This is a genomic window from Homoserinibacter gongjuensis, assembly GCF_030161875.1.
Classification (GTDB): Bacteria; Actinomycetota; Actinomycetes; order Actinomycetales; family Microbacteriaceae; genus Homoserinibacter; species Homoserinibacter gongjuensis.
Genome location: NZ_BSVA01000001.1, coordinates 2,234,865 through 2,256,436, shown reverse-complemented (window position 1 = coordinate 2,256,436; position 21,572 = coordinate 2,234,865). Strand labels below are relative to the sequence as shown.

Genomic DNA, 21,572 nt, shown 5'->3' with positions numbered 1-21,572 from the left:
ACCGCGACCCGCACGCTCAGCCGTAGAGCTCGCGCAGCTGCTCGAGCAGCGCCCCGAAGGCGCGAGAGCGGTGGCTGATGGCGCTCTTCTCGTCGGCGGTGAGCTCGGCCGAGCTCGTGGCGATGCCGTCGGGGTGGAACACCGGGTCGTAGCCGAAACCGTGCGCACCCGATGGCGCCTCGAGCACCTCGCCGGGCCAGACGCCGCGCACCACGACCTCGCGCTCACCGTCGACGAGAGCGGCGGCGCACACGAAGTCGGCGGCTCGGTCGGTCTCACCCTCGAGGTTCTTGAGCAGCAGCGTGTAGTTGTCGACATCGTCGCGGGTGCCCGCGTAGCGCGCGGAATGGATGCCAGGGGCGCCGCCCAGCGCGCGCACCGAGATGCCCGAGTCGTCGGCGAGCGAGGGCAGCCCTGTGTGGGCGTAGGCGGCACGCGCCTTGATGAGGGCGTTGGCCTCGAAGGTGTCGCCGTCTTCGACGGGCTCCGGCCCGTCGTAACCGATGAGCTCATGCGGCCCGAGCCGCTCGCCGAGGATGAGACGCAGCTCCTCGACCTTGTGCGCGTTGTGGGTGGCGAGCACGAACGTCGTCATGCGCTGAGCGCCTCCGTCTGGATGCGGGCCAGCTCGGCGTTGCCTGCGAGCCCGAGATCGAGCAGCGCGTCGAGTTCGCGACGGTCGAACGGCGCCCCCTCGGCCGTGCCCTGCACCTCGACGAACAGGCCGCGACCGGTGACCACGATGTTCATGTCGGTCTCGGCCCGCACGTCTTCCGTGTATGCCAGGTCGAGCATGGGCGTGCCGTCGATGATGCCGACGCTCACCGCCGACACCGTGTCGATGAGCGCACGAGAGTTCTTGCCGATGAAGCCCTTCTCGCGGCCCCAGGCCACAGCATCCGCGAGTGCGACGTAGGCGCCGGTGATGGCGGCCGTGCGGGTGCCGCCGTCGGCCTGCAGCACGTCGCAGTCGATCACGATCGTGTTCTCACCGAGCGCCTTCGTGTCGATGATGGCCCGCAGGCTGCGGCCGACGAGGCGCGAGATCTCGTGGGTGCGCCCGCCGACACGTCCCTTCACGGATTCGCGATCCATCCGCTCGTTGGTGGAGCGCGGCAACATGGCGTACTCGGCCGTGACCCATCCCGTGCCCTTGCCCGTGAGCCAGCGCGGCACGCCGTTCGTGAAGCTCGCCGTGCAGAGCACGCGCGTGTTGCCGAATGAGATGAGCGCGCTGCCCTCGGCCTGGCGGCTCCAGCCGCGCTCGATCGTGACGGGCCGCAGCTGGTCGGCGTGGCGGCCGTCGGCGCGGATGAGGCGCGGGGCGGGGCTGTCGGTCATGGGTTCTCCGATCGGTGGATGGATGCGATGCACGGTACCGTCAGGCGCCGACGACGGGGATGGTGCCCGTCGGGAACGCCTCGACGTGCCGCACCTCGGGGCCGAGGAAGCGTGCGGCGAGGGTGCGGAACACGATCTCGTCGTCGCCGGTCGACTCGAAGCGGTGCACGGGCGGTGTCTGCGCCGTGCGCTCGATGCCGTGCGACACCAGGGTGCGGTAGACGTCGGCTGCCGTCTCCTCCGCGCTCGAGACGAGCCGCACATCCGGACCCATGATGAATTGGATCGCGGCCGACATGAGCGGGTAGTGGGTGCAGCCCAGCACGAGGGTGTCGATGTCGGCCTCGATGAGCGGGTCGAGGTACTGCCGCGCGAAGCGGAACAACTCGGGACCGCTCGTGATGCCCGCCTCGACGAACTCGACGAAGCGCGGGCACGCGCGGCTGGTGAGCTGCAGTCCGTCGGCGGCGGCGAAGGCGTCGTCGTAGGCGCGGGACCGGATGGTGCCCTGCGTTCCGATCACGCCCACGCGTCCGTTGCGGGTCGCCCGCACGGCGGCGCGCACGGCCGGCTGGATCACCTCGACCACCGGGATGCCCGCACCGAGCTCGTACCGCTCGCGCGCATCCCGCAGCACGGCGGCGGATGCGGTGTTGCACGCGATCACGAGCGCCTTCACGCCCTGCGCCACGAGGTCGTCCATGACGCCGAGCGCGAGCGCGCGCACCTCGGCGATCGGTCGCGGGCCGTACGGCCCGTTCGCGGTGTCGCCGACGTACACGATGGCCTCGTTCGGCAGCTGATCGAGGATCGCGCGGGCGACGGTGAGGCCCCCACTCCGGAGTCGAACACCCCGATGGGCGCGTCGGTCGGCACGGATGCGGTCACGGTTCCAGCGTACCGAGCGCCCGGGCGCGGCTTCGCGCCTGGCGCGGTGCGGTGACCCTCCGCGGAACTCTGTTCCCGAATCAAGGACCTGCGCGCCCAAGTCAAGGAGATCTGACCCGAAGTCGGTCTCATCGTCCACTCGGGGCAACTTCTGCAACACGGAGTCCTTGATTCGGGCGCGCAGGTCCTTGATTTGGGCGGCAGGCCGAATGGATGCGGGGGCTGTGGAGAGATCGCACGAGGAGGTCGGGGCGTGCCCTAACGTGTCGGGCATGCGCAGAACGGCCCGTCTCCCCTCCCGCTGCTGCTCATCACCCTCGTGCTCGCCGGATGCACCCCGCCGGATCCGATGCCGACTCCCCCGCCCACTCCGAGCTCGGCCCCCGTGTTCGCCTCGGATGAGGAGGCGCTTGCGGCGGCGGAGGAGGCGTATGGGAAGTTCCTTGCAGCGGCTGACACAGTTCTCGCGAACGGTGGGATCTACGACGAGCAACTTGCTGGGCTGGCTACCGACGAGGTAATCGCGAACGAATCGAAGTCGTTCGATACCTTCCGAACCAATGGGTGGAGGCTCGTGGGATCCAGCGAGTTCGAGATGACACTTCAACGCTATGGCTCCGACGGCGTCGTCGCGTACTCCTGTGACGACATAGGAGGTACGGACGTTGTCGATTCCTCTGGCTCTTCGGTTGTGAGTTCCGACCGACCTGTGCAAGTGGCCTTCGAAGTTGCGTTCAGCCTGGAGGACGGCCACCTCCTGCTGGCGAACCGAACTCGATGGGACGGCTCCGGAGTATGTTGAGAACCTTCCTGGTCGCCATTGTGTTGATCCCGTTCCTGACCGCCCCGTCAACGAGCGGGAATCCTTATTGCCAGAGCGGCAGCATTTACACCGATGGATGCGCAACTGGTCACATCGACGGGTCGGACGCCGTAATCGATGGTCTGAGCGGGGGAGATGGAGGTTCCACCGGGAACACGTCCAATGGCTCAGACCCGAGACCAGGCGGCACCGACAACGCACCCGAGCCGTCGACCACCCCGGACTCCGCCCCGTGCCCCGTCGGCACCTTCGGTTGCGACCCGCGCGACGACTACCGCGTGACCGTCGTCACCCTCGCCGATATCGCGCGGTTCCGGCCGGCACCGGGAATCCAGCGCATGGAGCCGGACGGCTGGGTCGTCGTCGGGTTGCCCGCGAACATCTACTCGATCGTCGACACGCAGATCGTGGCGGGCGAGTTGCTCGGGCAGTCGGCCGACGTGCGGTTCACGCCCGTGGCGTGGCAATGGAACTACGGAGACGGCACGGCCGCAACGTTGCCGACCAGGGGCGGCACGTGGGCGGCGCTCGGACTCCGTGAGTTCGATGCCACCCCCACGAGCCACAGCTATCAGCGGGCCGGCAGCTACACGATCCGGCTCAGCATCGTCTACCGCGCCGAGTACCGCATCGCACAGGGCCCGTTCACGCCGATCGCCGGCACCATCACCCTCCCGGCGAACGAGCTGCACATCATCGCGAGCGGGGCCAAGACCGTGCTCGTCGACCGCGACTGCACGGTCGCGCCGCGCGGCCCGGGGTGCTGAGTTCCGCATCCCGAGCACTCGATCGCCCGACGGCCGTCACCATAGGGTTGGCCTCATGACCTCCACGGCTCTGCTCACCGACCGGTACGAGCTCACCATGGTCGACGCCGCGCTCCTCGCCGGCACCCACGACACCCCGTGCGTCTTCGAGCTGTTCGCCCGCCGACTGCCCAACGGTCGCCGCTACGGCGTCGTCGCCGGAACCGGCCGTCTCCTCGATGCCATCGCCGGGTTCCGCTTCGGGCCGGCCGAGCTCGCCGCTCTCAAACGCGACGAGGTCGTCTCGACCGACGCCCTCGACTGGCTCGAGTCCTACCGGTTCACGGGCGACATCCGCGGGTATCGCGAGGGCGAGCTCTACTTTCCCGGATCGCCGCTGCTCGTCGTCGAGGCGGGCTTCGCCGAAGGCGTGATCCTCGAGACGCTCGCGCTCTCCACCCTCAACTACGACTCCGCCGTCGCGAGCGCCGCGGCCCGCATGGTGTCGGCAGCATCCGGGCGACCGCTCGCCGAGATGGGGTCCCGCCGCACCGGGGAACGCTCGGCCGTCGCCGCGGCGCGCGCCGCCTACATCGCCGGCTTCGGCGCCACGAGCAATCTCGAAGCGGGGCGCACCTGGCGTGTCCCCACGATGGGCACGGCCGCGCACGCCTTCACCCTGCTGTTCCCGGATGAGGAGCAGGCGTTCCGCGCGCAGGTCGCCAGCATGGGTGTCGGCACGACGCTGCTCGTCGACACCTACGACATCCGCGCGGGCGTCGAGAACGCGGTGCGCGCGGCGGGCACCGAGCTCGGCGCCGTGCGCATCGACTCCGGCGACCTCGGCGTCGTGGTTGCAGAGGTGCGGGAGCAACTCGACGCACTCGGTGCCACGGACACGCGCATCACCGTCACCAACGACCTCGACGAGTACGCCATCGCGGCGCTCGCATCCGCCCCCGTCGACTCGTACGGCGTCGGCACCGCGCTCGTGACCGGATCCGGCGCGCCCGCGGCGGGCATGGTCTACAAGCTCGTGGCGCGTCGGGATGCCGAGGGCACCTGGATCGGCGTCGGCAAGTCGTCAGAGGGCAAAGCCACGATCGGCGGCCGCAAGCAACCCGTGCGGGCCCTTCGCGACGGCGTCGCCGTGTCGGAGGACATCCACGTCGACGACCCGCCCGTCGAGGCCCTCGACGCGGGAGTCGGGCGTCTGCTGCACACGACGCTCATGACGCACGGCGAGGCGGCATCCGAGGCGCTCGGGCCCGACGGGGTCGAGCGGGCGCGGGCGCACCATGCCGCGGCGATCGCCGAACTGCCCGCGGATGCGTTGCGTCTCTCGCGCGGGGAGCCCGCGATTCCGACGCGATACCTGTAGGACGGGTGCGAGGGCTGCTCGCCGAACGGGCGGTGCGCCTCGCTACTTCAGGCGCTCGTAGATCTTCTGGCAGTCGGGGCACACCGGGAACTTCGACGGGTCGCGGCCCGGAATCCACTTCTTGCCGCACAGGGCGCGCACCGGCTTACCGGTGACGGCCGACTCGACGATCTTGTCCTTCTTCACGTAGTGCGCGAAGCGATCGTGGTCGCCATCCTCGGTGAGCTCGCCCTCGAGGAGCTTCTCGAGCTCCCGGTCGAGCACGTCGGTGCCGCCGCCGATCCGATCCGCATCCAGGTCGCTCATCCGCCCAGATTACGACGGAATCCTCCGGATCGCCGCCCCGATCGGCTCAGTTGCGCAAGGTGAAGGCGAGCAGCTCGGGTGCCCGCTCGTCGAAGCTGCGACCCCCGCCCTGCAGGCCCGAGAGCAACACCCCGAGCCCGACGACCACACCGGCCGCGAGCGCGAGCCAGCCCCACACGCCGCCCTCGATCCACCAGATCGCGCCGAGCACGAGCGACGGCAGCGCCGCGAGCAGCACGAGCAGCACCGACACGCTCTGCGCGACACCGCCCTGACTCGTGGCCGACTGCGGCGACTGCCAGGCGGGGTCTCCCGGGCGCGGCGCGGCGTAGGGGAACCGCACCGAGTAGATGCTGCCGACGCCGATGCCGCCGAACAGCAATGCGATGCACAGCCCCGCCAGCGGGGCGGCCACCCGGATGTCGCCATGCCCCCACACGGTGAGCGGGATGCCGACGGCGAGCAGCACGAGACCCCAGAGCAGCACGGGCACGGCGCGGCCGCGGCGGTCGGCCCAGCCCGGCGTCTGCGCCGCGACATGCTGCCACACCGCGGTGTTGTCGTAGGCGACATCGTTGTGGATCGTCGACCACGACAGCAGCAGCGTGAGAATCGGCAACGGCACGAGCACTGCGATCTCGAACGGCACCCCGCCGATCCACATCGCGAGCAGCATCACGGCGAGCGCGAGGGGCAGCACCGTGTAGACGGCGCGATATCGCGGATCGCGCAGCCAGTAGGTCACCGAACGTGCGGCGATCGCGCCGGCGGGGTTCGCCGGGAAGCGGGCGAACCATCCGGGAACCCGCGTGCGGCGCGGTCCGGGCAGGCGGCGCGTGGCGCGCATCGGCATGCCGATCAGGGCGATCCACACGATGAGCAGCACGACCACCAGCAGCGCCGAGAAGCTCAGCAACTGCCACGCGGTCGCCGGATCGCCGAGCGTCGTGGACGCGTACCCCGGCGCTGCCCAGAGGGCTCCGAACGGCGTGCCGGCGAGGGCCTCGGGAACCTGCCGGAAGAAGGTGTTGAACGGCCGCATGAGCTTCACGAGCCACACGAGCTCGGGCACGCGCGGGGCGATCACGACGACCGCGGTGAACCCTCCGAACAGGATGGCCACGCTGCCGACGAAGTCGATCCAGGCCGCGACCCGCGGATGCCTGCGCAGCAGCATGCCGAGGGGGCGCGCGAGGGAGATGACGAACAGGGTCTGCAGGAACAGCAGCGGCGCCGCGGCCCACGCCACCTGCTGCGATGCCGCATCCGGCCACGCGACGACGGGTGCGAACGCCATCGGCAGCAGCAGGATGCCGGGCCCGATGATGGCGTACAGCATGATCGTGAGGCTCACGGCGAGCGGCGAGATCGGATAGCCCAGGAAGGCCCGTGGCGACAGCACCGACCTCCGCACGATCATGAGGGGGAGCATGAGCGCTGTGATCGAGAGCCACCCCCGACGGTCGTGGTGGCGCGCATCACGAATCGGTCGTCGAACTGGCTCACCCACTCGGCGCCGGCCCAGAAGGCGACGACGCCGGCGATCGCCACGAGCATCCCGACCACGATGGCGACCCGTTGAAGCGGCGGGCGGCGGAAGCCGTTGGCGAGGATCCTCAGCCTCAGTCGGAGAAGTTCTGCAACCACTCCATGTCCTCTACGGCTGCCTCGCCACCGGCGAGTTCGACGAAACGCTCCTCGAGGCTACGGCCCTCGAGCACCTCGGCGAGGGGACCCGCGGCGAGCACGGCGCCCTCGGCGATGATGGCGACGCCATCGCAGACGCGCTCGGTGAGCTCCATGCTGTGGCTGGAGAGGATGACGGTGCCCCCGGCAGCGGTGAACCGCTTGAGCACGTCGATCACGATGGCCGCCGACACGGGGTCGACGGACTCGAACGGCTCATCGAGCACGAGCAGGCGCGGCGCATGGATCATCGCGGCGGCGATCGCGATCTTCTTGGTCATGCCCGCCGAGTAGTCCGACACGAGCCGGTGCAGCGAGTGCTCGAGCCCGAACGCGGCGGAGAGGTCGGCGGATCGCTGGGCGATCGTGGCGCGGTCGAGCCCGCGCAGGGCTCCCGCGTGGTACAGGAACTCGGCTCCCGTCAGGCGGTCGAACAGCCGGAGGCGGTCGGGCAGCACCCCGATCATGCGCTTGGCCAGTTGCGCGTTCTGCCACACGTCGAGGCCGAACACCCGCACGATGCCGGCATCGGGACGCAGCAGCCCCGTGATCATCGAGAGCGTCGTGGTCTTGCCTGCGCCGTTGGGGCCGACGATGCCGAAGAAGGCGCCGGGGGCCACCTCGAGGTCGATGGCGTCGACGGCGGCGGCACCGCCGAAGTACTTGCTGAGGCCCTCGACCGACAGCGCGACCTCGGGGGTCGCGGGAGCCGCAGCGGGCGACTCGGGCGCCGTCACGCGCACCGGGCGGCGCTTGCCGCGCGGCGTGGGGCGCGTCGGCGCCTCGGCGGTCTCGGGCGCCTCGGATGCCACGTCCGCGTCTGCGGGGGCGACCTCCTCCGGCTCGGCGGGGGCGGCATCCGGTTCCTGCCGCGGCGCGGCCTTCTTCTTCGTGCGGCCGGTCTTGGGAGCCGGCTTCTCGACGAGCGCCTCGGGTGCCGCATCCGTCTCGATCGTGTCGGGCTCGGGCGCCTCGACGGGTTTCTCGAGCGTCAGCGTGGCGGCCTCGAGTTCTGCGACGACTGCGGCCTCCGGGCGGGGCGGGTCCACGTGCGACGCGCCCGTGCGGGCACGGGACGCAGCGGAGGCGGATCCACGGCGCGCAGAAGACCCCGACGGGCGCCGGTTCTTCGCGGTGGGGGTGGTGGGTTCAGGCTCCACCGGTTCACCGTATCAACACGCCGAGGCGCCCCCTGATGCCCCCGCCTGGGAATCATCCGCAAGGAGGACTCGCCCCGGTTGAGGCACCGTCACAGTTATCACGAATAGAGAACAAACGGGAAACTCCCCGTTTCATCTCGAAGTGCGCCGATAAACTCGCCACAGCACAACGGCGTGTCCCTATAACGACGTGCGGGCCAACAGCACATGAAATTCAGCCCGCGCCGCACACCACCGAGGAGACCCCCGTGACCACGCAGATCGTGATCCTTGCCGCAGGCATGGGCAGCCGTCTGGGCCGTTCGCTTCCGAAGCCGCTCACCGAGCTCAGCGACGGCCGCACCATCATGCAGCAGCAGTTCGACAATATCCACCAGGCCTTCGGCCGGGATGTCAAGGTCACCATCGTGGTCGGCTACAAGCTCGAGCACATCATCGAGGCGTTCCCGCACGCCGACTTCGTCTACAACGAGGCGTACGACCAGACCAACACGTCCAAGAGCCTCCTCCGCGCGCTGCAGGCCACCAAGGATTCCGCGGTGCTGTGGATGAACGGCGACGTCGTCTTCGACCCCGAGGCCCTCGTGCGTGCCGGCGACCTCGTCGCCCGCGACCAGAGCTTCGTGACCGTCAACACCTCGAAGGTGTCCGACGAAGAGGTCAAGTACACGATCGACGAGACCGGCCACATCAACGAGCTGTCCAAGACGGTGCGTGGCGGCCTCGGCGAGGCGGTCGGCATCAACTTCGTCTCGAGCCGCGACAAGGCCGCGCTCGTGCGCCAACTGCAGCGCGTCGACGCCCAGGACTACTTCGAGCGCGGCATCGAGCTCGCGATCGAGCACGACGGCGTGCGCTTCCAGCCCGTCGACGTCAGCGACCTGTACGCCGTCGAGATCGACTTCGCCGAAGACCTCGAGCGCGCGAACCTCTTCGTCTGAATTTATTGGCGTCACGGTAATCCGCGACGCTCGGCCGATCGAGTGCCGACACACGCGCGTCGTCGTAATCCGCGGCAGCCGATGGTGTGCGCACCCGGATCGCCGGGCGCTCGCGCGCGGCCGGTGATCCGGCGCGTGCCGCGGATTACCGCGGCACCAAACGAACTAGTGTGACTGCGTGACCTCCGCCGCGCTGTCTCGACGCGACTGGTCGCCGTTCACCCGATATCGGCGATCCCTGTGGCTGCTGACCACACGCGACCTCAAGGTGCGCTACTCGACGTCGTTCCTCGGGTACTTCTGGTCGATCCTCGATCCGCTCGCGATGAGCGCGATCTACTGGTTCGTCTTCACCCAGGTGTTCCAGCGCACCGTCGGCGCCGAGCCGTACATCGTGTTCCTGCTCACGGCGCTGCTGCCGTGGATGTGGTTCAACGGTGCCATCACGGATGCCACCCGCGCGTTCACCAAGGAAGCCAAACTCATCCGCTCCACCACGATCCCGCGCACCATCTGGGTCGCGCGCCTCGTGCTGTCGAAGGGCATCGAGTTCGTCGCGAGCATCCCCGTGGTGATCGTGTTCGCCGTGCTCTCGCTGTGGACCGCCCACCCGGCGCACCTGCATGTCGAGGCGCTGTGGTCGCTGCTCGCGATCGTGCTGCAGGTGATCCTGACGCTCGGCATCGGTCTCATCGTGGCGCCGCTCGTGGTGTTCTTCCGCGACCTGGAGCGCGCGGTGCGGCTCGTGCTGCGCTTCCTGTTCTACGCCTCGCCGATCATCTACGGCCTCAAGGACCTGGCGGCCATCGGGCTCGACTTCTGGGGCTCGTTCAATCCGCTCGCCGGCATCTTCACGCTGTACCGCGCGGCGTTCTTCCCCGAGCAGCTCGACTGGTTCGCGGTCGCGGTGAGCGCCGGCATGAGCGTGCTCGCGTTCATCGTGGGACTCGCCGTGTATCAGCGCACGATCCGCACCGTGCTGAAGGAGATCTGATGGCCGAGGTGTCGCCCACGCCCGCCGCCACGATGCCGGATGCGCCCCCGTGATCTCGGTGACGGATGCCGGCATCCGTTTCAAGCGCAACCGCTCGTCGCGAAGAAGCTTCAAGGACCTCTTCGCGGGACGCAACCGGCGCACCCGGCCCGGCGAGTTCTGGGCGCTGCGCCACGTGAGCTTCGAGGTGCAGCCCGGCGAGGCGATCGGCGTCGTGGGGCGCAACGGGCAGGGCAAATCGACGCTGCTGAAGCTCGTGGCGCAGGTGGTGTACGCGGATGAGGGCTCGATCGCCGTGAACGAAGGCGTCGCGCCGCTCATCGAGATCACCGGCGGTTTCGTCGCCGACCTCTCGGTGCGCGACAACGTCTACCTCACCGCCGGCCTGCACGGCATGACCAAGCGCGAGATCGACGACCGCTTCGATGAGATCATCGAGTTCGCCGAGATCCGCGACTTCGTCGACACCCCTACAAGCACCTCTCGAGCGGCATGAAGGTGCGGATCGCGTTCGCGGTGATCTCGCGTCTGGAGGAGCCCATCATCCTCGTCGACGAGGTGCTCGCGGTGGGCGACAAGGCATTCCGCGAGAAGTGCTACACGCGCATCGAGGAACTCCTCGCGGGCGGACGCACCCTGTTCTTCGTGTCGCACAGCGAGCGCGACCTGCTGCGGTTCTGCACGCGCGGCCTCTACCTCGACAAGGGCGCACTCGTGCTCGACGCGCCGATCCGCGAGGTGGTCGACCGCTACAACGCCGACTACGGGGTGTAGCGGCCTGAAGCTGGTTGAGGAGCCCGCGGAGCCGGCGTTCACCCGCTGGTTGAGGAGCCCGCGAAGCGGGCGTCTCGAAACCAGCAAGCGCACACCCCGAGCGACGTACGCTGAAACCGTGGACCAGCAGCCCGACCCGCGCGACGACGAGGTGATCATCGCCGAGATCGTCGAATCCTCCGTGCTGCCGGGCGACACCGGCACACCCGGCCAGCCCACCGCATCCGGCGCCCCCGGCTCGAGCCGCGTCGACGCGATCCTCGATCGCGTCATGTCGGTGCATCGCCCCGCGGTGCTCGCGCATCTGCGCGGCATCCGAGCCAAGTACCCGGATGCGTCGCCTCAACAGGTGCTGCGGATCCTCGAGCGCCGCTATCTGACGACCGTGACGACGAGCGGCGCGGGCGTCGGGGTGGCGGCTGCAGTGCCGGCTGTCGGCACCGCTGCCGCGCTCGCCATCTCGGGTGCTGAGACGGTGCTGTTCCTCGAGTCGACCGCGCTGTTCGCGCAATCGGTGGCCGAGCTGCACGGCATCCCCGTGGAGGATCCCGACCGGGCACGTGCGCTCGTGCTGGCGATGGTCGTGGGTGGTCCATCGCAGGAGCTCATCATGCAGTTCACGGGGCAGGCGACCGGCCGCGGCCCCGCGAAGCCGGAGTTCTGGGGCACGCTGCTGGCGAAGAACCTGCCGCGCACAGCGGTGACCCACTTCATGGACCGGGTGCGCAAGGTGTACCTGCCCCGGATGCTGGCATCCGCCGGTGGTGGGGTCGTGGGGCGCGTGCTGCCGTTCGGGGTGGGCGCGGTCGTGGGAGGCGCCGCGAACCAGATCCTGGGGCGGCGCGTGGTGAACACGGCGCGCACCGCGTTCGGCCCGCCGCCGTACGTGTTCCCGGCGAGCACGCAGCCCAAGGTCGTGGCGCCCGGTCCCCGGGCGACGCGCAAGGCGCTCCGTCGAGGTGCCACCCCTCCGCCCGTTGCGCCCGGCACCAACACACCACCACCTGTCGCGTAGCCCGCGGCGCCGCAACCCCGCCGGATGAGGAGCCCCAGCAACGGCCCACCCCGCTGGTTGAGGAGCCCGCGAAGCGGCCCACCCCGCTGGTTGAGGAGCCCGCGAAGCGGGCGTCTCGAAACCAGCACCCCCTCAAACACCCATTCCCCTCCTCCCCACCCCAAGCGCGCATCCGACTCTCCCCCGAACGCGCGTTCGAGTCGGCGGCCTCTCCTAGCGTCCGCTTCATGGAGCCGTACCGCATCCCGTTCACGTTCGACCGCGCATCCGCACCCCACTACTACCTGCGCAACACGAGCCGCGAGACCCTGCGCGGTGTGACGGTCTCGCTGCTCGGCAGCGGCGTGATGCCAGCGGCCCTTCCTCGCGTGCTACGACCCGGCGAGCACCTCGAGCTCGCGATCCGCGGCGAGGATCTCGCGCGCGATGCGGTCCTCGTCATCCGCTGGCTGCGATCCAGTGGCGAGGAGTATCTCTGGCGAGTGGCGTTCTGACTAGTGGGCCTTGCGCTGCTTCTCGCGGAGGAACTCGGCGACCGTGTAGCTCGACTTCACGGGCGGCAGGTCGCTGAGCCCGAGCCCGGCCACGAGCGTTCCGGGGTCGAGCCCCATGACGCCCGCGAGTCGCACGAGCGAGTCGAGTGTGGGGTTGCCGATGCCGCGCTCGATCTTGCCGTAGTTGGCGACGTTCATGCCCGCGAGGTAGGCGAGATCCATCTGCGAGACGCCGAGCTCGAGCCGCGCGGTCTTGAGCCGCTCCCCCACGATGCGCGAGGCGTTCGAGGGATCGGATACGGGCACCCGTCATGCCTAACGGCTCCGCGCGCAGGGCACGAGATTGCATAAGCGTTATGCATATATGCATGATGGCTAAATGCCCGATCTCGTCTCCTCGCCGATCCGTTTCCAGCTCGTGACGGCGACGAGGTGAGCGGACTCGGCAACTTCGTCTGGCAGATCGCCGATCAGCTGCGCGGCGTTTACAAGCCGCATCAGTACGGCGACGTCATCCTGCCGATGACGATCCTGCGTCGCCTCGACTCCATGCTCGAGGGCACGCATGAATCGGTGCAGCGCATCGTTGCCGCGCACCCCGAGGGTGGTCGCCGCGATGCCCTGATCCGCAAGGAGACGGGCCTCAGTTTCTCCAACACGAGCCGCTGGACGTTCGCGAAGCTCGTGCAGGATCCCGACGGACTCGCCGATAACCTCGTCGACTTCATCGCAGGGTTCTCGGCGGAGGTCGACGTCTTCGAGCAATTCAAGTTCGAGAACGAGATCCGCACCATGGCCGAGAACAACCGGCTGCTGCTCGTGGTGCAGAAGTTCGCCGACGTCGATCTCCACCCCGACCGCGTCTCGAATGCCGAGATGGGCGACCTCTTCGAGGCGCTCATCCGCAAGTTCGCGGAGGCGTCGAACGAGACCGCGGGTGAGCACTTCACGCCGCGCGACGCGATCCGGCTGATGGTCGACCTGCTGTTCGAGGGCGACGACAGCGGCATCCTCGATCCCGGCATCATCCGCCGCGTCTACGACCCGACAGCCGGCACGGGCGGCATGCTCTCGGTCGCCGAGGAGCGCATCCTCGCCATGAACCCGGATGCGCGGCTGCGGCTGTACGGCCAGGAGATCAACCCGCAGTCGTACGCGATCTGCAAGTCGGACATGATCGCGAAGGGCCAGGACGCGTCGAACATCCGCCGCGGCGACACCCTCGCCGATGACCTGTTTGCCGGTGAGCGCTTCGACTACGTGCTGTCGAACCCGCCGTACGGCGTCGACTGGAAGGCCTCGCAGAAGGCGATCACCGAGCACGTGCAGCAGGCGGGCGACGCGAGCCGCTTCCCGGGTGGGCTTCCCCGATCAGCGACGGGCAGATGCTGTTCCTGCAGCATGTGGCCACGAAGCTCGAGAAGAAGCACGCGGGCGGTGGTCGTGCGGGAATCGTGCTCAACGGGTCGCCGCTGTTCACGGGGGCAGCCGAGTCGGGCCCCAGCAACATCCGCCGCTGGCTGCTCGAGAACGACCTCGTCGACGCAATCGTCGCCCTCCCGACCAACATGTTCTACAACACGGGCATCGCCACCTATGTGTGGCTGCTCGACACCGATAAGCCAGCCGAGCGCGTCGGCACGGTGCAGCTCATCGATGCGACGACGTTCTTCACCAAAATGCGCAAGAACCTCGGACAGAAGTCGCGCGAAGTTTCGGATGCCGACCGCAAGCGCATCGTGCAGCTCTACGCCGAGCACGCCGAGGGCGAGCACTCCAAGATCTTCCCGACCAATGCGTTCGGCTACTGGACGATCACCGTCGAACGCCCGCTGCGCGACGAGGCGGGCGAGGTGGTGCTCGACCGCAAAGGCAGCCCGAAGCCGGATGCGAAGCTGCGCGACACCGAGAACGTACCCTTCGGCTACGGCGGCAACACGCTGGGCGCCGACGGTCGCGACGCGACGATCGCCGCCTACTTCGAGGCCGAGGTGGCACCCCACGTTCCGGATGCGTGGGTCGACCCCGCCAAGACGAAGGTCGGCTACGAGATCCCCTTCACGCGCCACTTCTACACGTACGTGCCGCCGCGCCCGCTCGAGGAGATCGACGCGGAGCTCAACACCCTCGTCGGCGAGATCATGGAGCTTCTGCGCGAGGTGAAGCGGTGAATTGGCCTGTCGATCGGCTTGGGCGCCTCGCAACGGCCTGGCCTAGCAACGTCGACAAGCACTCCGTCGAAGGCCAATCAAAGATCCGACTCTGCAACTACACCGATGTGTACAACAACCGCACGATCACAGATCGATTGCCGTTCATGCGTGCGACGGCCAGTGAGGAGCAGATCAACCGTTTCCGGATCCGACTCGGAGACACTCTTATCACTAAAGACTCCGAAACGGCCGACGACATAGGAGTCCTTCGTACGTCGCATACGAAGCCGATGACCTCGTTTGCGGTTACCATCTTGCGATCGTTCGGCCGGACGAGTCGACCTCGCACCCTCGATACGTCTATTGGGCGCTCGCATCGACGTTCGTGTCGATGCAGTGGGCAGTACTCGCATCCGGCGTCACCCGCGTAGGAATTCGCAGCAGCGACCTCATGAGAGTCCGTATACCGATTCCGCCACTCGAGAAGCAGGCGACCATCGCCGACTACCTCGACCGCGAGACTGCCCAGATCGACACGCTCATCGCGAAACAAGAGCAGCTCGTTGGTCGATTGCGCCAGCGGCGCCACGCCCAGATCGTGCGTGGGGCATCACAGGGGGTCGACGGCGGCCCACTGAAAGCGTCGAGCCTCGGCTGGAGCAACCACATCTGCGCAGCTTGGGAAGAGCTCAACCTCCGGCGAGTCGCGACGATGAAGACCGGGCACACGCCAAGCCGCGCCAAAATCGAGTACTGGGAGAACACCACCATCCCCTGGTTCACGTTGGCAGATGTCTGGCAGCTGCGCGACGGCACGCGCATGTACTTGGGCGAAACGGCGAACCGCATCAGTGAGCTCGGCCTCGCGAACTCCGCCGCGGAGCTCTTGCCGGCAGGGACGGTCGTACTGTCGCGAACCGCCTCAGTCGGGTTCAGCGGCATCATGCCCGTCCCGATGGCCACGAGCCAGGATTTCTGGAACTGGGTCTGCTCTGAGCGGTTGGAACCCGAGTTCCTTGTGTACGTGTTTCGGGCAATGAGGGGGTATTTCGCCTCGCTCATGATGGGTTCGACCCACCAAACCATCTACCAGCCGGTGGCTGCCGCGCTTCGCATCCCCTCCCGCCGCTCGACGAGCAGCGGCGCATCGTCGCGTACCTCGACGAGCAGACGGCGAAGATCGACGCGCTCATCGCGAAGGCTGAGCGCTTCATCGAGCTCGCCAAGGAGCGTCGTGCGGCGCTCATCACGGCTGCCGTCACAGGTCAGCTCGACGTCACCGCGGCGTGAGGGCAGCTCACCGGTCGAAGCGGTAGCAACTCCATGGGGAGCCGCCGTCGCGACCGGCGGCAGCACGCCGGGCATCGACTCACCATGGAGTTCGAACGCGTGCCGTTGCCGGGCCCGCACCCGAACGCGGGCTGCAGCACCGACGCATATATGCGCCATGCTTGAACACATCATGGCGATCCACCACGAGAAGGCCTTCGAGAACGAGCTCTGCGCCACGCTCGAGGCGGGCGGGTGGCTCTACTCCCCCACCGCCGCGGGTTACGACAAGCAGCGCGCCCTGTTCCCGGATGACGTCTACGCCTGGCTGCAGCAGACGCAGCCCGAGGAGTGGGCGAAGGTCGTCAAGCCCACCGCATCCGCAGCGGAGCAGGAGAAGGCCAAGCAGCAGCTGCTCGACCGGCTCGTCGCCACCCTCGACCTGCCGCTCGACGCCGGCGGGGGCACGCTCAACGTGCTGCGCGGCGGGTTCAAGAAGACCCCCGCGTCGTTCGCAATGTGCGCGTTCAAGCCCGCGACAAGCCTCAACCGCACCGCGACCTCCCGCTACGAAGCCGTGCGCTTGCGCGTCATGCGGCAGGTCTACTACTCCACCAAGAACGGCAACTCGATCGACCTGGTGCTGTTCGTGAACGGCCTGCCCGTGGCGACGATCGAACTCAAGACGGAGAACACGCAAACGCTCGGCGAGGCGATCGCACAGTACAAGCAGAACCGCGACCCCAAGGGCGAGCCGCTGCTCGGCTTCGGCAACCGCTGCCTCGTGCACTTCGCCGTCTCGGATGACCGGGTCGCCATGACCACCAAGCTCGCGGGAAAGGCCACCCACTTCCTGCCCTTCGACCGCGGCAACGACGGACGCAGCGGCAACCCTCTCAACCCGGGCGGGGCGGCATCCGAGTACCTCTGGACCGAGGTGCTGCAGCTCGACGCGTGGCTGCACATCCTGGGCAAGCTGCTGCACCTCGACAAGCGCACCCAGACCGACCCGATCACGGGCACCGTCACCAAGACCACCACGCTGCTGTTCCCGCGCTACCACCAGTGGGAGCTCGTGACCCGGCTGCTCGAGACGGCCCGCGCCGAGGGCCCTGGCCAGCGCTACCTCGTGCAGCACTCCGCCGGCTCGGGCAAGACCAACTCCATCTCCTGGCTCGCCCACGGGCTCGCCACCCTGCACGACGCCGACGACCGCAAGGTGTTCGACACCGTGATCGTGGTCACCGATCGCACGGTGCTCGATGACCAGCTGCAGAAGGCGATCAGCCAGATCGAGGGGGTCGACGGCACCGTCGCCACGATCAACGCGGATGAGGTGCGCAAGGCCGGCGAGAACGTCACCTCGAAATCGGCGCTGCTCGCGAAGGAGTTGTTGAGCGGCAAGCTCATCGTGATCGTCACGCTGCAGACCTTCCCGTTCGCCCTCGAGGCGATCCGCGAGAACTCCGGCCTCACCGACAAGCGCTTCGCGATCATCGCCGACGAGGCCCACTCCTCGCAGACCGGCGAGGCCGCCAAGAAGCTCAAGGAGGTGCTCACCGCCGACGAGCGGGCCGCGGTCGACGACGGGGGCGAGTTCGACACCGAAGCCGTGCTCGCCGAGCAGATGGCGGCGCGTGCGGACTCCCCAACCTGTCGTTCTTCGCCTTCACCGCGACGCCCAAGGCGAAGACCCTCGAGCTGTTCGGGCGGAAGGACGCCGACGGCATCCCGCGCCCGTTCCACGTCTACACGATGCAGCAGGCGATCGAGGAGGGCTACATCCTCGACGTGCTGAAGAACTACACGAGCTACGACACCGCCTTCCGCATCGCGGAGTCGAGCAAGCGGCACCTGCAGGCGGTCGACCTTGTCGACGAGACCGAAGCCACCAAGAAGCTCATGCGCTGGGTGTCGTTGCACCCCACGAACATCGTGCAGAAGGTGCAGATCATCGTCGAGCACTACCGAGCCAATGTGCGGCACCTGCTCGACGGGCACGCGAAGGCGATGGTGGTCACGAGCTCGCGCGAGCACGCCGTGCGCTACAAGGAGGCGATCGACGCCTACATCGCCAAGAACGGCTACCGCATCGCGACGCTCGTCGCGTTCTCGGGCACGCTCACCGCCGAGCAGGTCCCAGGGGCACACCTCGCGGGCGTGGAGCCGCCGTACTCGGAGGCGAACCTCAACACCGGGCTGCGCGGGCGTTCGCTGCCGACGGCGTTCGCATCCGACGACTTCCAGCTACTCATCGTCGCCAACAAGTACCAAACCGGCTTCGACCAGCCACTCCTGAGCGCCATGTACGTCGACAAGCGGCTCTCGGGCGTCACCGCCGTGCAGACCCTCTCGCGCCTCAACCGCACCTATCCGGCAGCGGGCAAGGACACGACCTACGTGCTCGATTTCGTGAACGACCCCCAGGAGATCCTCGACTCGTTCCTGCCCTACTTCCGCGACGCCCAGCTCACCGAGGTGACCGACGTCGACAAGCTGCACGACATCCGCGCGAAACTCGATGCGGCGGGTGTCTACACGGATGCCGAGGTCGAGGCGTTTACGGAGGCCTACCTTGCGAGCGCCAAGCACGGCGCGCACACCGCGCCGCTCAAGGCCGCGGCCGACCGGTTCAACGGACGGTACGAGGATGCGATCGCGACCGACAACCGAGCCGACCTCGACGAGCTGGAGCTGTTCCGCAAGGACGTCGGCACCTTCGTGCGGCTCTACGACTTCCTCTCTCAGATTGTGAACTACCACGACACCTCGCTCGAGAAGCGCTCGCTCTACCTGCGACTGCTGCAGCCGCGCCTCACCGGACGACGCGACACCGATCCGATCGACTTCTCGACCGTCGAACTCACCCACATCAAGCAAGCCCGTGCGGCCGAACTCGACCTCGACCTCGCCTCGGGTGAGGCGACGCCGTTGAAGCCCGTCGATGCAGCCGGATCCGGTGCCTCCCGTGACCCGCGGATGGTGCGGCTCGCCGAGGTGCTTGCGCGCATCAACGAGCTGTTCGCCGACGAGGACTTCACCCCCGCCGAGCAGCAGTCGTGGGTGGAGGGCCTCGTGACGGTGCTGAGCGCCGACCCCGTCATCCGCACACAGGCCGCGGCCAATACGCGGGCGCAGTTCATGGCGTCGCCCGACCTCGGCACGGCGGTGAGCGAAGCGGTGCTCACCAACACCGCGAACCACGGGCGCATGGCCGATCTCTACTTCGAGCGCGCGGAGTTGCAGCTCGAGCTGCGGCAGCTGCTCGGCGAACTCGTGCACGAGGCGGTCGCGCGCACGCGGTAGCAGTCGGCCGCGCCACCCCGAACGAGACCGCGCATCCGACGCTCAAAACGGGCGGGAGAGCGTCTGTTGCGCGGTTTCGAGACGCGGATCGCGTGCGATCCGCTCCTCAACCGGCTGGGTGGGACAGCCGGGGCGGCGGTTTCGAGACGCGGATCGCTCAGTCGCCCGAGGCCGGCATGCCCTCTTCGTCGTCATCGTCGTCGAAGGGGTCGGACTCCGAGGTGCGGCGGTCGTCGGCGTGCTGGGCCGCGCAGCGCTCCCACTCGGCGACGAGCTGCTCGACGGCCGCATGGAAGCGGGCCGTCGCAGCGCCGGGGGTCGTGTCGCCGAAGTGGTGCGCCGACCAGAAGGCGAGGGTGGACCGGGCCGACTCGTCGTTGAGCACCCGGTCCACCTCCGCGAGCACTCGGGGCGTCTCGTCGGCGCGCAGCCACTCGGCCGACCCGAGGTAGCCCTGCTCGTCGACCTCGGCATCGGGGGATGCCGGCCGCGTCACGAGGATCGGCTTGCCGACGGCGAGACGGTCGTACACCATGGCCGAGATGTCGGTGATGGCGACATCCGCATCCGCGAGCTGCCAGCCGAGCTGGGGGCCGTCGTCGTACACGTGGTGAGCAGTGGGGTCTGCGGCATTCGCCGCCGCGATCGCCGCGATGATGCGCTCGTTCGCCGCCCGGTACTCCTGATCGATCACCCCGGATCGCGGATGCGGCCGGTAGACGAAACGGTGCGCGGGCGACGCGAGCACCGCATCCGCGATCGCGACGCCGTGCGAGGCGATCGAGCCGTAGGCCGCCGCCGGGCGGTCGCCCTCCCAGGTCGGCGCGTAGAGCACGACCGTGCGATCGTCGGACGGATACGGCACCTCGCCCGCGAAATGGTCGGCCTGGGGTCGGCCGATCGGGATGGCCTTGGTGGCCACGTCGTAGGCCCACAACTTGTTCGACAGCCGATCGAGCGCCGCCTGGCCCGCGACGAGGGCGTAGTCGTAGGCCTTGAACTGGTTGGTGGTCATGTACATCTTGTCGGACTCGCCGTGGTTGATGAACACGTGCCACATGCGCCCGTAGCGGAACATCTGGAAGTTCTTGGTGTTCTGGTTCACATAGAACACGAGCTTCACGTCGTGTCGGCCGACGAACGCCTCGAGGTCGGTCACCTTGCGGCAGTAGACGACCGGCACGGGCGCCTCGTCCTTGAGCGTGAGGGTCGCACCGGGGCTACGGGTGAGGATCGTCACCGGATGCGTGGCCGCGAGCTCGGCGAGCGGCGCGTACCACTGGCGGATCTGGTAGAGGTTCACACGGGTGTCGGCGAAGTACACCACGATCTCGACGCGGCCCGGCTCGCCGGTGCCCTCGAGCTCCATGCGGCGGGCCAGTTCGCGCCGGGTGTTGCGGGACCGCAGCGCGTTGCGGAGCACCTTCCGCGCCGCTTTGGCGTCGCTGACGAGCCCCATCCTGACGTCCTCCCCGGCGCTGTGCGCCCGAACCATTACACCAGCCCCTCGAAACGCACCCGTCCATCGCCGTGCATCGTTACCGATCGGTTGCAGCGCAGGGCCGAAGCTACGCTGTCGGCACGGCCGCGCATGACAGAATCAGTGCCGATGCCTGCGACCTTCACCTTCGGCGCCGGCAACGCTCGAAAGCTGCTCCGCCTGCCCCTCTATGCGCTGGGTGCGATCGCCGCGTTGCTCGTCCCGCGCACGTCGAAGTTGTGGGCTTTCGGCTGCGGCATCGGCCTCGGCGAGGGCGCGCTGCCCCTGTACCGGATCGCCCGCGAGCGCCTCGACGACGAGGTGCGTCTCGTGTGGCTCGCGAGCACGGATGCCGAACTCGGTGAGGCGCGATCCCGCGGTCTCGATGCGGTCGCCAAGCACTCCTGGCGCGGCTTCTGGCTGACGTTGCGCGCCCGCGTGCTCGTGGTGACCCACGGCTACGGCGACGTCAACCGCTACGCGACCGCGGGTGCGTTCGTCGTGCAGCTGTGGCACGGCATCCCGCTCAAGAAGCTGCACCTCGACTCCCCCGCGACGCTGCGCATCCGTGGTGTTCCCGACCATCGCTACGTGCGCGCCCTGCTGGCGCGCGCCTACCGGTTCGCGGGCCGCGGCATCGACCTGTTCCCCGTCGCATCCGAGCTCGTCGCGCCGCGCATCGCGACCGCGTTCGGGGTGCCGCTCGAGCGCATCCCGGCCCTCGGCGACATCCGTGACGACGCGCTGCTCGGGCGCGACCCTGCCGAGGTGCGCGCCGACGCGCGCATGCTGCTCGCCGACGCGGCCTCCCCCTC

General features: G+C 68.4%; 19 protein-coding genes and 5 pseudogenes. 14 read left to right on the top strand and 10 right to left on the bottom strand.

All coding sequences use genetic code 11. The annotated features are described in order from the left end of the window. Positions 1-16: 16 nt before the first annotated feature. From rdgB to murI, 3 genes and pseudogenes are all read right to left on the bottom strand, one after another. Positions 17-595 carry an RdgB/HAM1 family non-canonical purine NTP pyrophosphatase gene (gene rdgB, locus QQK29_RS12160; protein WP_284300633.1) on the bottom strand — a complete coding sequence of 193 codons (579 nt, stop codon included), beginning with the start codon at positions 593-595 and terminating at the stop codon, positions 17-19. Further along, positions 592-1,341 (bottom strand): ribonuclease PH, encoded by a 750-nt coding sequence (rph, locus tag QQK29_RS12155; RefSeq protein WP_284300631.1) that lies wholly within the window; start codon positions 1,339-1,341, stop codon positions 592-594. The genes rdgB and rph overlap by 4 nt, the downstream gene beginning before the upstream one ends. A 40-nt stretch (positions 1,342-1,381) precedes the next feature. After that, positions 1,382-2,229 (bottom strand): annotated as a pseudogene (gene murI, locus QQK29_RS12150) (glutamate racemase). 385 nt (positions 2,230-2,614) lie between these two features. Between murI and QQK29_RS12145 the strand changes: the two are divergent. The 3 genes from QQK29_RS12145 to QQK29_RS12135 all read left to right on the top strand — a co-directional run bounded on the left by QQK29_RS12145 (position 2,615) and on the right by QQK29_RS12135 (position 5,179). After that, a complete protein-coding gene (locus tag QQK29_RS12145; RefSeq protein ID WP_284300629.1) occupies positions 2,615-3,031 on the top strand; it encodes a hypothetical protein in 417 nt (138 codons plus the stop codon). Positions 3,032-3,330: 299 nt separating this feature from the next. After that, on the top strand, positions 3,331-3,819 hold the full coding sequence (locus QQK29_RS12140) for a PKD domain-containing protein (protein WP_284300627.1): 489 nt from the start codon (positions 3,331-3,333) through the stop codon (positions 3,817-3,819). A gap of 55 nt (positions 3,820-3,874) precedes the next feature. Continuing rightward, entirely contained in the window at positions 3,875-5,179 is a 1,305-nt protein-coding gene (locus QQK29_RS12135; protein WP_284300625.1) for a nicotinate phosphoribosyltransferase, read from the top strand. Between the two features lie 42 nt (positions 5,180-5,221). On the opposite strand, the gene QQK29_RS12130 is transcribed toward QQK29_RS12135, so the two are convergent. The 4 genes from QQK29_RS12130 to QQK29_RS12115 all read right to left on the bottom strand — a co-directional run bounded on the left by QQK29_RS12130 (position 5,222) and on the right by QQK29_RS12115 (position 8,331). Then, complete coding sequence (locus QQK29_RS12130; RefSeq protein ID WP_284300623.1) at positions 5,222-5,485, bottom strand: DUF3039 domain-containing protein; 264 nt, start codon at positions 5,483-5,485, stop codon at positions 5,222-5,224. Positions 5,486-5,531: 46 nt separating this feature from the next. After that, positions 5,532-6,917 (bottom strand): hypothetical protein, encoded by a 1,386-nt coding sequence (locus QQK29_RS12125; protein WP_284300621.1) that lies wholly within the window; start codon positions 6,915-6,917, stop codon positions 5,532-5,534. Continuing rightward, positions 6,902-7,042 carry a hypothetical protein gene (locus tag QQK29_RS12120; RefSeq protein WP_284300619.1) on the bottom strand — a complete coding sequence of 47 codons (141 nt, stop codon included), beginning with the start codon at positions 7,040-7,042 and terminating at the stop codon, positions 6,902-6,904. The genes QQK29_RS12125 and QQK29_RS12120 overlap by 16 nt, the downstream gene beginning before the upstream one ends. A 65-nt stretch (positions 7,043-7,107) precedes the next feature. Continuing rightward, positions 7,108-8,331, bottom strand: a complete 1,224-nt coding sequence (locus QQK29_RS12115) for an ABC transporter ATP-binding protein (RefSeq protein ID WP_284300617.1) — start codon at positions 8,329-8,331, stop codon at positions 7,108-7,110. Between the two features lie 248 nt (positions 8,332-8,579). Between QQK29_RS12115 and QQK29_RS12110 the strand changes: the two genes are divergently transcribed. From QQK29_RS12110 to QQK29_RS12090, 5 genes and pseudogenes are all read left to right on the top strand, one after another. Further along, positions 8,580-9,272 (top strand): phosphocholine cytidylyltransferase family protein, encoded by a 693-nt coding sequence (locus tag QQK29_RS12110; RefSeq protein WP_284300615.1) that lies wholly within the window; start codon positions 8,580-8,582, stop codon positions 9,270-9,272. A gap of 178 nt (positions 9,273-9,450) precedes the next feature. Further along, the gene (locus QQK29_RS12105) at positions 9,451-10,266 is read left to right on the top strand and encodes an ABC transporter permease (protein WP_284300613.1); all 816 of its coding nucleotides are present in this window, start codon (positions 9,451-9,453) and stop codon (positions 10,264-10,266) included. A gap of 49 nt (positions 10,267-10,315) precedes the next feature. Further along, positions 10,316-11,040, top strand: a pseudogene (locus QQK29_RS12100) (ABC transporter ATP-binding protein). A gap of 118 nt (positions 11,041-11,158) precedes the next feature. After that, positions 11,159-12,055 (top strand): hypothetical protein, encoded by an 897-nt coding sequence (locus tag QQK29_RS12095; RefSeq protein WP_284300610.1) that lies wholly within the window; start codon positions 11,159-11,161, stop codon positions 12,053-12,055. Positions 12,056-12,282: 227 nt separating this feature from the next. Next, complete coding sequence (locus tag QQK29_RS12090; RefSeq protein ID WP_284300608.1) at positions 12,283-12,549, top strand: hypothetical protein; 267 nt, start codon at positions 12,283-12,285, stop codon at positions 12,547-12,549. Here the strand turns inward: QQK29_RS12090 and QQK29_RS12085 are convergent, their stop codons facing one another. After that, positions 12,550-12,855, bottom strand: a complete 306-nt coding sequence (locus QQK29_RS12085; RefSeq protein ID WP_284300606.1) for a helix-turn-helix domain-containing protein — start codon at positions 12,853-12,855, stop codon at positions 12,550-12,552. A gap of 126 nt (positions 12,856-12,981) precedes the next feature. Between QQK29_RS12085 and QQK29_RS18050 the strand changes: the two are divergent. The 3 genes and pseudogenes from QQK29_RS18050 to QQK29_RS18725 all read left to right on the top strand — a co-directional run. Then, a pseudogene (locus QQK29_RS18050) lies at positions 12,982-13,809 on the top strand (type I restriction-modification system subunit M); the annotation flags it as partial. A gap of 125 nt (positions 13,810-13,934) precedes the next feature. Beyond that, complete coding sequence (locus tag QQK29_RS18045) at positions 13,935-14,720, top strand: HsdM family class I SAM-dependent methyltransferase (protein WP_348533861.1); 786 nt, start codon at positions 13,935-13,937, stop codon at positions 14,718-14,720. Between the two features lie 262 nt (positions 14,721-14,982). Then, positions 14,983-15,744 (top strand): annotated as a pseudogene (locus QQK29_RS18725) (restriction endonuclease subunit S); the annotation flags it as partial. Between the two features lie 44 nt (positions 15,745-15,788). On the opposite strand, the gene QQK29_RS12075 reads toward QQK29_RS18725, so the two are convergent. After that, positions 15,789-16,067, bottom strand: coding sequence for a hypothetical protein (locus QQK29_RS12075; protein ID WP_284300604.1), 279 nt, complete (start codon positions 16,065-16,067; stop codon positions 15,789-15,791). 97 nt (positions 16,068-16,164) lie between these two features. Here QQK29_RS12075 and QQK29_RS12070 point away from each other — a divergent pair, with 97 nt between their 5' ends. Next, positions 16,165-17,769, top strand: a complete 1,605-nt coding sequence (locus tag QQK29_RS12070) for a type I restriction endonuclease (protein WP_284300602.1) — start codon at positions 16,165-16,167, stop codon at positions 17,767-17,769. Then, a complete protein-coding gene (locus QQK29_RS12065; RefSeq protein ID WP_284300599.1) occupies positions 17,727-19,277 on the top strand; it encodes a type I restriction enzyme subunit R domain-containing protein in 1,551 nt (516 codons plus the stop codon). Before QQK29_RS12070 ends, QQK29_RS12065 begins: the two co-directional genes overlap by 43 nt. Positions 19,278-19,434: 157 nt before the next feature. On the opposite strand, the gene QQK29_RS12060 is transcribed toward QQK29_RS12065, so the two are convergent. Beyond that, positions 19,435-20,736: a CDP-glycerol glycerophosphotransferase family protein gene (locus QQK29_RS12060; RefSeq protein ID WP_284300596.1), complete on the bottom strand. Its 1,302-nt coding sequence runs from the start codon at positions 20,734-20,736 to the stop codon at positions 19,435-19,437. 132 nt (positions 20,737-20,868) lie between these two features. On the opposite strand from QQK29_RS12060, the pseudogene QQK29_RS12055 reads away from it, so the two are divergent. Then, positions 20,869-21,468: pseudogene (locus QQK29_RS12055) on the top strand (CDP-glycerol glycerophosphotransferase family protein); the annotation flags it as partial. Positions 21,469-21,572 lie beyond the last annotated feature (104 nt).

Excerpts from the sequence above, each read along its gene's own strand:
- QQK29_RS12120 (WP_284300619.1), bottom strand. The coding sequence starts at position 7,042 with ATGCTCGTGGCGATCGCCGGCGTCGTCGCCTTCTGGGCCGGCGCCGAG.
- QQK29_RS12125 (WP_284300621.1), bottom strand. The coding sequence starts at position 6,917 with ATGCTCCCCCTCATGATCGTGCGGAGGTCGGTGCTGTCGCCACGGGCC.
- QQK29_RS12135 (WP_284300625.1), top strand. The coding sequence starts at position 3,875 with ATGACCTCCACGGCTCTGCTCACCGACCGGTACGAGCTCACCATGGTC.
- QQK29_RS12130 (WP_284300623.1), bottom strand. The coding sequence starts at position 5,485 with ATGAGCGACCTGGATGCGGATCGGATCGGCGGCGGCACCGACGTGCTC.
- QQK29_RS12070 (WP_284300602.1), top strand. The coding sequence starts at position 16,165 with ATGGCGATCCACCACGAGAAGGCCTTCGAGAACGAGCTCTGCGCCACG.
- QQK29_RS12060 (WP_284300596.1), bottom strand. The coding sequence starts at position 20,736 with ATGGGGCTCGTCAGCGACGCCAAAGCGGCGCGGAAGGTGCTCCGCAAC.
- QQK29_RS12075 (WP_284300604.1), bottom strand. The coding sequence starts at position 16,067 with ATGCCCGGCGTGCTGCCGCCGGTCGCGACGGCGGCTCCCCATGGAGTT.
- QQK29_RS18045 (WP_348533861.1), top strand. The coding sequence starts at position 13,935 with ATGCTGTTCCTGCAGCATGTGGCCACGAAGCTCGAGAAGAAGCACGCG.
- QQK29_RS12090 (WP_284300608.1), top strand. The coding sequence starts at position 12,283 with ATGGAGCCGTACCGCATCCCGTTCACGTTCGACCGCGCATCCGCACCC.
- QQK29_RS12065 (WP_284300599.1), top strand. The coding sequence starts at position 17,727 with ATGCAGCAGGCGATCGAGGAGGGCTACATCCTCGACGTGCTGAAGAAC.
- rph (WP_284300631.1), bottom strand. The coding sequence starts at position 1,341 with ATGACCGACAGCCCCGCCCCGCGCCTCATCCGCGCCGACGGCCGCCAC.
- rdgB (WP_284300633.1), bottom strand. The coding sequence starts at position 595 with ATGACGACGTTCGTGCTCGCCACCCACAACGCGCACAAGGTCGAGGAG.